Genomic DNA, 14,413 nt, shown 5'->3' on the forward strand with positions numbered 1-14,413 from the left:
GCTGAGCAGGTCGAGGGGGGTGGTGGGGTGGTGGGGGGTGTGGGGGGTGGTGGTGAGGTGGTGGCGCCAGAGGGTTTCGGCGGCGTCGGGGTCGTGGTGGGTGAGGTGGGTGAGGAGCTGGTGGTGGGTGGTGTGTTGGTGGCGGAGGGTGGTGAGGTCGGGGGTGGGGGTGTCGGGGGTGGTGGCGTCGAGGATGTGGCGGATCATGCTGGTGAGCATGGTGAGGGTGTGGTTGGTGGGGGTGGGGGTGGTGAGTAGGAGGGTGTGGAAGTGGAGATGCTGGGTGTGGATGTCGTGGGGGTTGGGGGTGGGTTGGTTGAGGGTGTGGTCGGTGGTGGTGAGGTGGTGGGTGAGGGTGGTGAGGTGGGTGTCGGTGATGGTGGTGGCGAGCAGGCGGATGGTGGTGGTTTCGAGGTGGGTGTGGGCGGTGTGGATGTCGGCGAGGGTGGTGTGTTGGTGTTCGAGGATGAGGGCGGTGTAGCGGGCGGCGACGTCGCCGTTGGGGGTGTGGACGCGGGCGCCGCCGTGGGCGCCGCGGCGGACGCTGATGAGGGCTTCGGATTCGAGGACGCGGAAGGCTTCGCGCAGGGTGGGGCGGGAGACGCCGAACTGTTCCATGAGGACGGCTTCGGGGGGGAGGGCGTCGCCTTCGTGGAGTTCGCCGCGGACGATCTGGCGGCGCAGGTGGGCGGCGACGAGCTCCGCCGTCTTCGGCACGCGGACGTGCTGCCCGACGCGGTTCGCCGCGAGCAGCGCACCCGACAGGGCGCGGCCCGGGGTTCCCGGCGTCGCCGTGCCGTCCGGGCCCGCGGCCCGGGTGAGGCGCACCGGGTGCGGCGAGATCCGGGTGGTCGAGGTGCCGGCCGGTTGCGTTAACGTCATGATCTTGATCCCCCTGGAGGTGTGGCTGTCCGTCCCGGTTCACCCCAGGTTCCGGACCGCGACGGTGGATGTACGGCTCGTTGCCACTGCGACGAGTTGGCTACCAACCGTGCTTACAAAGTCGCATTGTGGCAGCGTGCCGGAACCCCCCAGGGGCGGGGGCGGTCGAGTACCACGCTGTAATACTCGATTTGTTACGTAGAGTAAATACGAATGCCCGGCATGCTAACCGCGTACCGAGCTGGTCGCTTCGCCGGAGACGGGTCGCGCCGACCTGGTGGGCGCCCGCTCGCGGCCGGGCTGACCAGGTACGACACGTCGTCGGTCAGCGCAGCGTGGTACGCGAGACCAGGAAGCGGGCCAGGACGCCCGGCCGGGCTCCGACGGCCCCGATCTCAGCGTCGACTACAGCCAGTAGACCTCCCACCGGCGGCGTGCGGGGTGACCGCCGCCGGTGGGCCGGACGCCAGGTCAGCCGGACGCCAGGTCAGCCGGTGGCGGGGGACGGGGTCGCGCCGCCGGTCGTCTCGACCGCCTCGAGGGTGACGGCGACCGCGTGCACGACGGACGCCACCCGGATCGCGTCCTGGATCACCTCGCGGGCCACGCCGCGGCCGCGCAGCTCGCGTTCGTGCGCGGTCAGGCAGCGGCCGCAGCCGTTGACCGCCGAGACGGCCAGCGACCACAGCTCGAAGTCGACCTTGTCGACGCCCGGGTTGGCGATCGCGTTCATCCGCAGGCCGGCACGCAACTTCGCGTACTCGTCGTCCTCCAGCAGGTGCAGCGTGCGGTAGTAGACGTTGTTCATCGCCATCAGCGCGGCGGCGGTGCGGGCGGCGTCGGCGGCGGTCGGGGTCAGGTGCTCGAGCGCCTCGGCCTCGAGTTCGACCAGGGTGGTGCGGCCGCGGCTGGCGATCGCCGACGCGAGCACCACGCCCCATAGCTGCTGCTCGGACAGCTGCGACTGGCTGGTCACCGAGCCGAGGTTCAGCCGCAGGTCCTTCGCGTGGTCGGGGAGAAGTTCGCGCAGCCGGGCGACGGCCATCAGGCCGCCACCTCGACCGGCGCCGGGGCCGCCGCCCCGAGCGTCTCCTCGCCCTTCTGCCAGTTGCAGGGGCACAGCTCGTCGGTCTGCAGGGCGTCGAGGACCCGCAGGACCTCGGCCGGGTTCCGACCGACGCTGCCGGCGGTGACCATGACGAACTGGATGACGTTGTCCGGGTCGACGATGAACGTCGCCCGCTGCGCCACCCCGTCGTCGCCGAGGACGCCGGCGGCGGCGGTCAGCTCCTTCTTGAGGTCGGCGAGCATCGGGAAGGGCAGGTTCGTCAGGTCCGGGTGGTTCTGCTTCCAGGCCAGGTGGACGTACTCGCTGTCCGTCGAGACGCCGAGGACCTGCGCGTCGCGGTCGGCGAACTCGTCGTTGATCCGGCCGAACGCGGCGATCTCGGTCGGGCAGACGAAGGTGAAGTCCTTCGGCCAGAAGAACACAACCCGCCACTGGCCGGGACGGCTGGTAGCGGTCTCGCGGACGAAGGCGGTGTCCGGGTCGCTGGAGACGACGCCGGTGAGGTCGTAGGTCGGGAAGGCATCACCGATGGTCAGCACGTGAGCTGCTCCTCTGCGCGAAGGGTCCGGGCTACGGGGTCCACTCTGCTGAGCGTCGACTCAGAAGAGAAATCGAAAGATTCGGCAAGTTTGATAGCCTCGACCTATGGCTTCCCCGCAGCCGACCCTCACCCAGCTGCGCGCGCTCGTCGCCGTCGCCGACCATCGCCACTTCGGCCGGGCGGCCGGCGCGCTGCACGTCAGCCAGCCGACGCTGTCCAGTTCCGTCGCCGCCCTGGAACGGACCCTCGGCGTCCAGCTCGTCGAGCGCACCACCCGCAGCGTGCTGCTCACCACGACCGGCGAGGAGATCGTCCGGCGGGCCCGTGGCGTGCTCGGCGCGGTGGACGACATCGGCGAGCTGGCGGTGCGTGCCCGTGAGCCGCTCGCTGGCGACATCAGCCTCGGCGTCATCCCGACCGTGGCGCCCTATCTGCTGCCGCGGCTGCTGCCCGCGCTGCGTGAGGGCCTGCCCGACACCCGGCTGCGGCTGCGCGAGGCGCAGACGGCGACGCTGCTCGCCGAGCTGCGCGGCGGCGGGCTCGACCTGGCGCTGCTCGCGCTGCCCAACGACGAGCCGGGCGTGGTCGAGATCCCGCTCTACGACGAGGAGTTCGTGCTGGTCACCCCGGACGAGCATCCGCTCGCCGGCGGCTGCGCCGTGCCGACCGCCGCGCTCGCCGGCCAGGACCTGCTGCTGCTGGAGGACGGGCACTGCTTCCGCGCGCAGGCGTTGGACGTCTGCCAGGAGGCGGGCGCCCGGGAGCGGTCGGCGCTGCGCGCGGCGAGCCTGTCGACGATCGTGCAGATGGTCGCCGGCGGTCTCGGGCTGACCCTGCTGCCCGCCGGCGCCGTCGGCGTCGAGGTCGGCGAGGGCCGTGGCCTCGCCGTCGCCACCTTCCGCCGCCCCGCCCCGCACCGCCGCATCGGTCTCGCCCACCGCGCGACCTCGGCCCGTCACACCGAGTGGAGCCTGCTCGCCGGCCAGATCCGGGCCGCCCTGCCCACTACCGACCTCGCTCTGAGCGCGGTCAGTACCGGCCCTGCAACCGGCGGTGGTCCCACGTCGTGATCTTCGTCGGGCGCACGCGGACCGCGATCCGCTTCGCGACGACGGTGGCTGGCCGAGAACGACGATCCGGCCGGAAACCGGGTCGGGCTGGTCGCGCCCGTGCGGGCTCCGCGGGCACAGCCGGTGATCGTGGTCCGGGATGTCGAGGCGTCGAGCCGCTGGTACCAGCGGCTGTGCGCCCGCCGCGGCGCAACCCGCCGCCGGGCAGGGCAACGGCCCGGCGCACCGCGAGATCTGGCTGCGTGATCCCGACGGCTACACCGTCGTCGCCAGCCCCGACGGGGAGGTGTTCGAACCGAGTATGGCGGAATAGTGCGCTAACCCGCGGCGGGTGAACGGCCGCGCCGACGGCCCGCGCGCGTGACGCAATGGATTCCGAGCGCGTTCGCCCGCGGATTCACCCGGTCTTTGTCGCGCCCACCCGTGTTGGTCATCACGTTTTATCGACGTGCGGCGGGAGAGGTGAGAGGCATCCGCGACCGGCCGCTCGCCGGGGTCCGGCCGGCGGGCGGGACCACGGTGACCGCGCGGGGAGGGCCGCGGTGTCCGCGTCGACGCAGGGTCGGGGCGCTGAGCTCAGGCAGGGTGGTGGCACATGATCGGGGCGAGGCACGGGTTGGATTCCCGAATGCGGGATACATGCCCGTCATGCACGCGTAACCGGTCGGCCGTAGCGTAGCCGGCCATGAGCGACGCACGAATCGTTGCGGTCGGCGTCGAGGAGGAGTTCCACATCCTCGATCTCACCACCCGTCAGCTCGTTCCGCGGGCAGAGGAAATTCTCGCCCGGCTGGACGGCGACTCGTTCTCCCCGGAACTGCTGAAATCCGTGGTGGAGACGAACAGTGCACCGACGGCCGATCTGCTGGCGCTGCGGGCGAACCTGCTCGACCTGCGCCGCCAGCTCGCCGAGGCGGCGGGGCAGCTCGGGCTCGGCCCGGCGGCGGCCGGCACCGTGCCGATCCTCGACATGGACGCGCTCGACGTGTCCCGCGATGACCGGTACCAGCAGATGACCGAGGACTACCAGATCGTCGCCCGCGAGCAGCTGATCTGCGGCGCCCAGGTGCACGTCGACGTCGCCGACCGGGACCTCGCGATGGCCGTGGTCGCCTGGACCGCGCCGTGGCTGCCGATGCTGCTGGCGCTGTCGGCCAGCTCGCCGTACTGGATGGGCGCGGACAGCGGCTACGCGAGCATGCGCACGCTGGTCTGGCAGCGCTGGCCCACCGCCGGCGTCGCCGGATCGTTTCGCACGGCGGCCGAATACGACCAGCTCATCGCCGATCTGATCAAGTCCGGTGTGATCAGCGACCCGGGCATGGTCTACTTCGACGTTCGCCCGTCGGCGCACCTGCCGACCGTCGAGCTGCGGATCTGCGACGCCTGCCCGGACGTCGACAACGTCATCCTCATCGCGGGCCTGTTCCGCGCGCTGGTCTGCCAGGCGATCGAGGAGATCGAGGCCGGCAAGCAGGCACCCCCGCCCCGTGCCGAGCTGCTGCGCGCCGCGACCTGGCGGGCCGCCCGTTCCGGCCTGGAAGGCGATCTCGTCGACATCCTCGGCGCGGGCCCGGTGCCTGCGCGGGCGATGCTGCGCCGGCTGCTGGAGGAGGTCCACCCCCAGCTGGAGCGCTTCGACGACTGGGAGCTCATCGACAACCTCGCCGAACAGGCGGCCAGCCGCGGCAGTTCCGCCCAGCGCCAGCGGCGCGCCTTCGCCCGGCGCGGCCTGCTCACCGACGTCGCCGACCTGATCCTCGCTGAGACCCGCGACGTCCCGCCGGCCGGCGCGGCGATCGGCGTGGCGCCCGCGGTGTCCGCCCCCGACCAGATCGCCCCGATCCTGCTGGAGCGCTACCAGCCCGCCGGCTTCGACGAGATCGTCGACGAGCGCGGCGCCGTGCGCCCCCAGTACCGGGCCGTGATGCGCACGCTGGAACGCCTCGGCCCCGAGACCCTCGACGAACGGGTCGGAGCCCGCAAGGCGGAGCAGGCGGACCGGGGGATCATGTTCAAGGTCGAGGGGGACGTGGCGAGCAAGCCGTTCCCGTTCGACATCGTCCCGCGCATCATCGCCGCCGATGACTGGCAGACGCTGTCCGTCGGCCTCGGGCAGCGGGTCCGCGCGCTGGAGGCGTTCCTGCACGACATCTACGGCGAGCGGGCCGCCGTCGCCGACGGCGTCGTCCCCGACTGGGTGGTCAGCGACGCGCCGGGCCTGCGTCACGGCGGGCGGGCCGTCGGCGAGGAGACGATCAGGATCACCACCGCCGGCATCGACCTGGTCCGCGGCGGTGACGGCGGCTGGCTGGTGTTGGAGGACAACCTGCGGGTCCCCTCCGGGGTGGCCTACGCGATCGAGGGCCGGCGCCTCGCCGAATCGGTGCTGCCCGAGCTCGGCCCGCCGTCCGGGATCCTGCGCCTGGACGGCGTGCCGGCGCTGCTGCACGACGCGCTGCTCGCCGCCGCCCCGCCCGCCGTCGCCGGCCGCGATCCGGTGGTCGCCGTGCTCACCGGCGGTCCGGGGGACTCGGCCTACTTCGAGCACGTCCTGCTCGCCGAGGAGATGGGTGTCCCGCTCGTCGAGCCCGCGTCGCTGATCGTCGACGACGAGGGTGTCCACCGCGTCGACGGCGGCCCCGGCGGGACGGGTGGGAAGCGTGGTCGGGTGGAGGTGCTGTACCGCCGGATCGACGAGGACGAGCTGTTCGGCGCGGCCGGCGCGGACGGGGCGCCGCTCGGTCCGGCGCTGCTGCGGGCGATCCGCGCGGGGCTCGTCACCGTCGCGAACGCGCCCGGCAACGGCGTCGGCGACGACAAGGTCGTCTACGCCTACGTGCCGCGGATGGTCACCTACTACCTGGGCGAGCAGCCGGTGCTCGACGACGTCCCGACCTACGTCTGCGGCGACCCGGAGCAGTGCCAGCACGTGCTCGACCATCTCGACGAGCTCGTCGTCAAGCCGGTCGACGGCTTCGGCGGCTCGGGCGTCGTCATCGGCCCGCACGCCGAGCCGTACCAGCTCACCGAGGTCCGCGAGCGGATCCTGGCCGACCCGCGCCACTGGATCGGCCAGGAGGTGGTCGCCCTGTCGACCCATCCCACCTGGCACGACAGCGAGCTCGTGCCCTGCGCGGTGGACCTGCGGGCGTTCGTCTACGCGGGGGCGGAGCCGGTCGTCGTGCCGGCGGCGCTGTCCCGGGTGGCCCCACCCGGCAGCCTGATCGTCAACTCCTCCCAGGGCGGCGGATCCAAGGACACCTGGATCCCACGGCGCTGACACGCGTGTGAAACGTCCGTCATCGAAGGTGGAGCACGCTCGTCCGCCGCCGTGGCGGGGCAGGAACGCCCGAAAGTGGGGATTGCGCCTGATCCAATCCGATCACGCCTGATCGTGACGACCGACGGGAGCGCACATGTGCGGGCTGAGTGGTGAGCTGAGGTTCGACGGCCGGACGGCGGACGTCGACGCGGTGGTCCGGATGACGGCCACAATGGTGCCGCGCGGCCCGGACGGCGTCGGCGTCTTCTCCGCCGGGCCGGTCGCGTTCGGTCACCGCAGGCTCAAGATCATTGACCTGTCGGAGCACGCCGCCCAGCCGATGGTCGACGCCGAGCTCGGCCTGACCACTGTGTTCAACGGCTGCATCTACAACTACCAGCAGCTGCGCGACGAGCTCGTCGCCGACGGCTACCGGTTCTTCTCCACCTCCGACACCGAGGTGATCGCCAAGGCCTACCACCGGTGGGGGACACGCTGCGTCGACCACTTCGCCGGCATGTTCGCCTTCGCCGTCGCCGAGCGCGACACCGGCCGGCTCGTGCTCGCCCGCGACCGCCTCGGCATCAAGCCGCTCTACCTCGCCGCCGACGCCGAGCGCCTGCGCTTCGCCTCCACCCTGCCGGCGCTGCTCGCCGGCGGGGGCATCAGCTCGGACCTCGACCTCGTCGCCCTGCACCATTACCTGTCGTTCCACTCGGTGGTGCCCGCACCGCACACCATCCTCGCCGGGGTGCGCAAGCTGCCCGCCGCGACCGTGCGGGTCGTGGAACCGGACGGCAGCCACACCGACGAGCTGTACTGGAGCCCCACGTTCACCCGCGACCCGGCGCACGATGGCTGGAGCGCCCGCGACTGGCAGGACGCGATCGCCGAGCGGCTGCGCATCGCGGTGCGCCGGCGGATGGTCGCCGACGTGCCGGTCGGTGTGCTGCTCTCCGGCGGGCTGGACTCCAGCCTCATCGTCGCACTGCTCGCCGAGGCCGGGCAGACGGGGCTGGCGACCTTCAGCGTCGGCTTCGAGGCGGCCGGCGGCGAGTCCGGCGACGAGTTCGCCTACTCGGACATCATCGCGCGGCACTTCGGTACCGACCACCACCAGATCCGGGTGCCGGGCTCCCGGCTGCTGCCCGCCGTCGACGCCGCCGTCGCCGCGATGAGCGAGCCGATGGTCAGCCACGACTGCGTCGCCTTCTACCTGCTCTCCCAGGAGGTGTCGCGCAGCGTCAAGGTCGTGCAGTCCGGCCAGGGCGCTGACGAGGTGTTCGCCGGCTACTCCTGGTACCCGCCGCTGGCGGACGTGCCCCGCGCCGGCGCCGTCGACGCCTACCTGCGGGTCTTCGCCGACCGGCCGCACCGCGACCTGCCGGCCATGATCGAGGCGCCCCATCTCGCCGAGGCCGACGCGTCCCGCGCGTTCGTCGCGGCGCACTTCGCCCGCCCCGGCGCCGAGACCTCGGTGGACGCGGCGCTGCGCATCGACTCGGCCGTCATGCTCATCGACGACCCGGTCAAGCGGGTCGACAACATGACAATGGCCGCGGGGCTCGAGGCGCGCACCCCGTTTCTCGACCACGAGCTCGTCGAACTGGCCGCGGCCTGCCCGCCGGAGCTCAAGCTCGCCTCCGGCGGCAAGGGTGTGCTCAAGGACGTCGGCCGCCCGCTCATGCCCGTCGACGTCATCGACCGGCCCAAGGGCTACTTCCCGGTGCCGGCGATCCGTCACCTGCACGGCCCGTTCCTCGACCGGGTCCGCGACGCGCTCACCGACCCGGCGGCGAAGTCCCGCGGACTGTTCCGTCCGGCCTGGATCGAGTCCATGCTGTCGGCACCGAACGACAACCGCACGACCCTCGGCGCGAACTCGCTGTGGCAGGCCGCGCTGCTGGAGATGTGGTTGCAGACCCACGGCGTCACCTGACGTGCGGCCGCCGCCCGACCCGCGGCGCCCGCCCCGGCAACCGATGGGAGCGAGATGTCCCCTTACGCCACCCCCACGGGCGATCGCGGCACCGGCCTCGCCCCCGGCCCCGGCCTTGCCCCCGGCCTGAACCCGGCCCTGCCCGTGGGTGGGGACCTGCCCGAGGAGTGGGTGAGGGCGGTGGGTGTGCGGGGGCCGGCCCTGGCGCCGGACGGGCGGCTTGCCTTCCTCGCCGATGGTCCGGACGGCCCCCGACTGTGGCTGCGCTCGGCTGACGGGAGCGGCCACGTCATCGAGACCGGCCCCGGCCACGTGCGTGCCGCCCTGTGGTCGCCCGACGGTGGGCTGCTCGCCGTCCAGGTCGCTCCCGGCGGCGGCGAACTCACCGAGGTCCGGCTCGTCGCCCCCGGCGTGGCGGCGACGTCCGAGGATGTACGCCTGCTCGCCGGCGGGGATGGATGCGCGGCCATGCTGGCCACCTGGTCGCCGGACGGGCGGGCCCTGTTCGTCACCGAGTCCGACCGGGCCGACCCCACCGGCGCGACGGTCGCGGTCCTCGTCGATCTGGACGGCCGACGGACCGTCCTCGCCGCGGGCACCGCCCTGCAGCTCTGCGACGTCGTGCCGTTCACCGACCCGCGCCCCGCCGGTGACCAGGCCGGTGACCAGGCCGGTGACCAGGCCGGTGACCAGGCCGGTGACCAGGCCGGTGACCTGGCCGGCGAGCCGGGCGTCGGCTACCGGCTGCTGCTGCGGGAAGGGCCGCGCGGCGTGCGCCGGGCCCTCGTCGTCGACGTCCAGCTCGCCGCGCCGTCGCACGGCGCCGCCGTGCATGCCTCGTGGGAGCTGCCCGGCGGTACCGCGACCACGCTGACCGGCCGGTTCACCACCGGCGGGCACCGCGCGCTGCTGGTCGGCGACCTCGGCCGCGAGCGTCCCGCGCTCCTCGACGTCCCCGTGGACGGCGCCGGCGGCGCGATCGTGCTCGCCGAGCGCCCGGACGCCGACGTCGAACGGTTCGTCCTGCTCCGCGGGGACGCCCCCGCCGGGCCGCGCCGGGCCGTCGTCGCGTGGAACGTGGCCGGACGCAGCGAACTCGACCTCGTCGACCTGACCGAAGGCCGATGCCGCGCCTTCCCGGCGCCACCCCGTGCCGTGGTGACCGCCCTGCTGGCCGGCCCGGGCGGCGACGGCGGCGGCCTGGTCGTCGCCGCCGAGGACGCCGACGCCCCCAGCGAGATCTGGACTCTCGACCTGCCCGCGGATCACCCGTCCGCGGTGGGGGAGGCGGCCTGGCGGTGCCTGGTGTCGCACGCGCCGCGGCGGCCGGCGGCGCTCGTCCGGCCGTTGCCGCACGTGGTCACGGCGCACGACGGGCTGCCGCTGACCGGCTGGTGGTACCGGCCGCCGGCCGCCCCGCCCGGCCCGCTGCCGACCCTGCTCTACCTGCACGGCGGCCCGGAGGCGCAGGAGCGCCCGACGTTCAGTCCGCTGATCCAGGCCCTGCTGGCCCGCGGGGTCGCCGTGTTCGCGCCGAACGTGCGCGGCTCGGCCGGCTTCGGCCGGTCCTTCGAGGAGGCCGACCACCTCGACCGGCGGGCCGACGGCATCGAGGACGTCGCGAGCTGTGTGCGTGGCCTGGTCGCCGGCGGGCTCGCCGACCCGGCGCGCATCGGCGTCGCCGGCCGCTCCTACGGCGGCTACCTGACGCTCGCCGCCCTCGTCCGCTTCCCGGAGCTGTTCCGGGTCGGCATGGACATCTGCGGCATGGTCGACCTGGAGACGTTCTACCGGGACACCGAGCCGTGGATCGCCGCGTCCGCCGTCACGAAGTACGGCGACCCGCACACCCGGCCCGACCTGCTGCGTGCGCTGAGCCCGCTGCACCGGATGGACGCGCTCGCCGCGCCGCTGCTCGTCGTGCACGGCGAGAACGACACCAACGTCCCGCTGGGCGAGGCCGAGCAGACCGTCGCCGCCGCCCGCGCCCGGGGCATCGACTGCCGTTACCTGCTCTTCCCGGACGAGGGCCACGAGGTGGCCGGGCTCGGCGGACGGTCGCGCTTCGTCCGCGCCGCCGTCGACTGGCTCGCCGGCCCCCTGCTCGCGCCGCCGCTGCCGCTTCCGCGGGACGCGGCGGGGGAGCCGGCGGCCGTCGCGTGAGCAGCCGGACGGAACATCACGAGATGGTACTGACACAATACGATCCGTGAAGATCGAGGAGTTGGAGGCGGACCGGACCTGGCTGGCGTTCGACCCGATGCGGCAGCTGCGCCCGCACCTGACGTCCACCGGGTTCATCCGTCTGGTGAACGAGGTCCAGCGGCCCGAGGGCTACCGCCTGGTCGCGTCGTGGGACGGGGAACTCGGGCGCGTCGTCGCCGCTCTCGGCTTCCGCCAGCTGACCTCGCTGGCCGAGGGGCGCCATATCGCCATCGACGACCTGACCACCCTCCTCGCGGCTCGCGGCCGCGGCCACGCCACCCGCCTGCTCGCCTGGGCCGAGCGGGAGGCCCGCCGCCTGAACTGCGAGAACATGCACCTCACCGTCGGCACTCACCGCCACGAGGCGCACCGTCTCGCCCTGCGCGCCGGCTACGCCATCTCCTCCTTCCAGCTCAGCCGCCGCCTGTAGGTCGCCGGGCCGGGGCCCGTGCGCGCAGGCGCCGTGGCCCGGCGTTCCCGCGGGAACGTGGGATCTCGGCCCTGCGGTGATCAGGCGCTTCTCTGGTGGCGCACGACGTCGAGGTTGCCCATAGGGACCCGATGGGCCGCTGGTGGCTGGTAGCTTGCGGCCATGTCCCGGGAGTCGGGTGGGCTGCGGGAACGCAGGAAGCAGCGCACGCGGGACGCGCTGTCCGCGGCGGCCATCGCGCTGTTCCTCGAGCGCGGGTTCGACGATGTCTCGGTCGCGGAGATCGCCGCGGCGGCGGAGGTGTCGAAGCCGACGCTGTTCACCTACTTCCCGAGCAAGGAAGACCTCGTCCTGCACCGCGTCGCGGACCATCAGGGAGAGCAGGCCCGGATGGTGCGCCGACGCGCGCCCGGCGAGTCGCCGCTGGCGGCGCTCGAACGTCACTTCGTCGAGGGTCTGGCGCGACGGGATCCGGTGACCGGCCTCAACGACCACCGGGAAGTCCTCGCCTTCCACGGGATGGTGTTCGCCACGCCGAGCCTGACCGGCCGGGTCGCCCAGTACGCCGCCCAGGACGAGGAGAGCCTCGCCGCGGCGCTCGCGGAGTCGGCGCCGGCGGCCGACACGGTCGTGTCGGCGCTCGCGGCGGGCCAGGTGGTGACCGCTCGGCGGATCCTGGCCCGGGAGAACTGGCGGCAGCTGACGGCGGGACGATCGGCGGCGGAGGTGTTCCCGCAGGCCGTTGATGCCGCGCGGCGGTCCTTCCGCTCGCTGCGCCAGGGTTTCGCCGAGTTCGCCTGAGGCGCCGGTCCGCCGCCGTCGGCCCGAGGCATGCGGTCGTGGCGACCAGGGCATGGGTAGTCTTGTCCCGGTCGGAACTTTTACCGGGTAAAGCTTGGAGGTTCGGTGGACGCCGGCGACGACGACACGGAGCTGGGGGCGGAGCGCCGGTACCTGCGGCGCAGCCAGCGCGCCCTGCGCGGCATGCGCGAGCAGGTCGAGCGGACGACGATCGCCGAGGGCGACCCGTTCGCGGACAAGGTGACCAACGCCTACCTGCGACTCGACCGGCAGCGCCGGCTCGCCACCTTCGCCGGCGACGACGGGTCGGCGCCACTGTTCTTCGCCCGCGTCGACCACGATCCGCACGCCGCGTCGCTGCCGGGGCAGCGCGTCTACCTGGGGCGCCGCCACGTCCGTGAGGCGGCAGGTGATGATCCGCTGGTGGTTGACTGGCGGGCCGAGGTAGCCCGCCCCTTCTACCGTGCCCACCCCGGCGACCCGATGGGCCTGGTCAACCGGCGCCGGTTCGGCCACGACGGCGGCGAGCTGACCGCCTTCGAGGACGAGCCGCTGACCCGGCCGGCGGCCGCGGACGCCGAGGCCGGTGGTTCCGGGGACCTGCTGCGGCGGGAGATCGAGCGTCCCCGGTCGGGACCGATGCGGGACATCGTCGCGACCATCCAGCCGGAACAGGACGAGATCGTCCGGGCCGACCTCGGCGTGAGCATCTGCGTCCAGGGCGCGCCGGGCACCGGGAAGACCGCCGTCGGCCTGCACCGTGCCGCCTACCTGCTCTACACCTACCGTGAGCAGCTGAAGCGGTCCGGAGTCCTGGTCGTCGGGCCGAACCGGGCGTTCCTCGGTTACATCGCCGCCGTGCTGCCCTCGCTCGGCGAGTTCACCGTCACCCAGACCAGCGTCGCCGACCTGCCGACGGCGGTCCCGGTGCGCGCGGTCGACCCGGACGAGCTCGCGGCGCTCAAGGGAGACGCGCGTATGGCCGACGTCCTGGCCCGGGCCCTGAGCGGCGGCGTCGGCGTGCCGACCGGCCCGGTGCGCGTCGCCACCCGGATGGGGCTCTGGACGATCGGCACCGACGAGGCCGCGGACATCCTCGCCGCGGTGCGGGGCGGCTCCCTGCGCTACGGCGCCGGGCGGGAGATGCTCGGCCGGCGCTTCGCCGCCGCGATCCGCCTGCGGGCGGAGGCGGGCGGCCACTCGTTCACCGACGGGGCGTTGGAGACGCTGGCCCGCAGCCGACCGATCCGCGACGCGGTGGCGGCGATCTGGCCGAAGAACACGGGCGCGGCCCTGCTGCACCGGCTGTACACCGATCCGGCGTTCCTGGAGGCGGCCGCCGACGGGCTGCTGGACGCGGACGAGCAGCGCCTGCTGCGCCAGCACGCGCCGGCCGGCACCGTGCGCACGGCCCGCTGGTCGCTGGCCGACGCCTACTGCGTCGACGAGGCGCAGGATCTGATCGAGCGGGTGCCCGCGTTCGGCCATGTGATCGTCGACGAGGCCCAGGACCTGTCCGCCCTGCAGTGCCGGGCGCTCGGCCGTCGGTGCGACGGCGGCTCCGTCACCGTCCTCGGTGACCTCGCCCAGGGCACCACCGCGTGGGCGTCGACGTCCTGGGCGCACACGCTGGAGCAGATGGGTAAGCCGACCGCCCACCTGGAGGTGCTGACCCGTGGCTACCGGGTGCCCGCGCAGATCCTGTCGTTCGCGAACCGGCTGCTCCCGCACATCGCGCCGGAGCTGTCCGCGGCGAGCTCCGCGCGCTCGGTGCCGGGGTCGCTGACGCTGGTGCGGGCCGAGCCGGGGCGGTGCGCCGGGCTGGTCCTCGACCACGCCCGCCGAACGCTGGGCGGCGAGGGGGTGACGGCGGTGATCGCCGCCGACGGCGACGTGGCCGCGCTGTCAACGGCCCTGGCCGACGCCGGCCTCCCGTTTGTCGAGCTGGGCGGGACGCAGGCCCCGGGGCGGGCGAGCCTGGTACCGGCCTCGCTCGCCAAGGGGCTGGAGTTCGACCACGTGGTGCTCGTCGAGCCGGCGGCCGTCATCGACGCCGAACACGATCCGACCGCCGGCCTGCGGCGGCTCTACGTCGCTCTCACCCGGGCGGTCACCTCCCTCGCCGTGATCCACACCGGCGAGCTCCCTGTCCACCTGCGGTCGCGGTCGAGCGACCGGACTGTGCCGTAGGTCGAGACTTGAGCCACACCG

11 protein-coding genes are annotated in these 14,413 nt (G+C 73.4%); 8 read left to right on the plus strand and 3 right to left on the minus strand.

Annotation, left to right across the window (positions count from 1 at the left end):
* From AC6EXY_RS18880 to AC6EXY_RS18890, 3 genes are all read right to left on the minus strand, one after another.
* Window positions 1–882, minus strand: an 882-nt coding sequence (locus AC6EXY_RS18880; protein ID WP_499817678.1) for a FadR/GntR family transcriptional regulator, incomplete at its 3' end; no start/stop codon positions are given.
* 487 nt (window positions 883–1,369) lie between these two features.
* The gene (gene ahpD, locus AC6EXY_RS18885) at window positions 1,370–1,927 is read right to left on the minus strand and encodes an alkylhydroperoxidase, AhpD family (protein WP_499817677.1); all 558 of its coding nucleotides are present in this window, start codon (window positions 1,925–1,927) and stop codon (window positions 1,370–1,372) included.
* Window positions 1,927–2,490, minus strand: a complete 564-nt coding sequence (locus AC6EXY_RS18890) for a peroxiredoxin (protein WP_101836446.1) — start codon at window positions 2,488–2,490, stop codon at window positions 1,927–1,929. The genes ahpD and AC6EXY_RS18890 overlap by 1 nt, the downstream gene beginning before the upstream one ends.
* Window positions 2,491–2,596: 106 nt before the next feature.
* On the opposite strand from AC6EXY_RS18890, the gene AC6EXY_RS18895 reads away from it, so the two are divergent.
* The 8 genes from AC6EXY_RS18895 to AC6EXY_RS18930 all read left to right on the plus strand — a co-directional run bounded on the left by AC6EXY_RS18895 (window position 2,597) and on the right by AC6EXY_RS18930 (window position 14,392).
* Window positions 2,597–3,562: a LysR substrate-binding domain-containing protein gene (locus tag AC6EXY_RS18895; protein WP_499817676.1), complete on the plus strand. Its 966-nt coding sequence runs from the start codon at window positions 2,597–2,599 to the stop codon at window positions 3,560–3,562.
* A gap of 139 nt (window positions 3,563–3,701) precedes the next feature.
* Window positions 3,702–3,875, plus strand: a complete 174-nt coding sequence (locus AC6EXY_RS18900) for a hypothetical protein (protein WP_499817675.1) — start codon at window positions 3,702–3,704, stop codon at window positions 3,873–3,875.
* 372 nt (window positions 3,876–4,247) lie between these two features.
* The gene (locus AC6EXY_RS18905; protein ID WP_101836444.1) at window positions 4,248–6,845 is read left to right on the plus strand and encodes a carboxylate--amine ligase/circularly permuted type 2 ATP-grasp protein; all 2,598 of its coding nucleotides are present in this window, start codon (window positions 4,248–4,250) and stop codon (window positions 6,843–6,845) included.
* Window positions 6,846–6,981: 136 nt separating this feature from the next.
* Window positions 6,982–8,766, plus strand: a complete 1,785-nt coding sequence (locus tag AC6EXY_RS18910; protein ID WP_101836443.1) for an N-acetylglutaminylglutamine amidotransferase — start codon at window positions 6,982–6,984, stop codon at window positions 8,764–8,766.
* A 54-nt stretch (window positions 8,767–8,820) separates the two neighbouring features.
* Window positions 8,821–10,929, plus strand: coding sequence for a S9 family peptidase (locus AC6EXY_RS18915; RefSeq protein WP_499817674.1), 2,109 nt, complete (start codon window positions 8,821–8,823; stop codon window positions 10,927–10,929).
* A gap of 46 nt (window positions 10,930–10,975) precedes the next feature.
* Complete coding sequence (locus AC6EXY_RS18920; RefSeq protein WP_101836441.1) at window positions 10,976–11,401, plus strand: GNAT family N-acetyltransferase; 426 nt, start codon at window positions 10,976–10,978, stop codon at window positions 11,399–11,401.
* A gap of 162 nt (window positions 11,402–11,563) precedes the next feature.
* Window positions 11,564–12,202, plus strand: coding sequence for a TetR/AcrR family transcriptional regulator (locus AC6EXY_RS18925; protein ID WP_101836440.1), 639 nt, complete (start codon window positions 11,564–11,566; stop codon window positions 12,200–12,202).
* A 105-nt stretch (window positions 12,203–12,307) separates the two neighbouring features.
* Complete coding sequence (locus tag AC6EXY_RS18930) at window positions 12,308–14,392, plus strand: HelD family protein (RefSeq protein ID WP_243408182.1); 2,085 nt, start codon at window positions 12,308–12,310, stop codon at window positions 14,390–14,392.
* The last annotated feature ends 21 nt before the right edge of the window (window positions 14,393–14,413 follow it).

The sequence above is a fragment of the Frankia sp. RB5 genome, assembly GCF_059816245.1.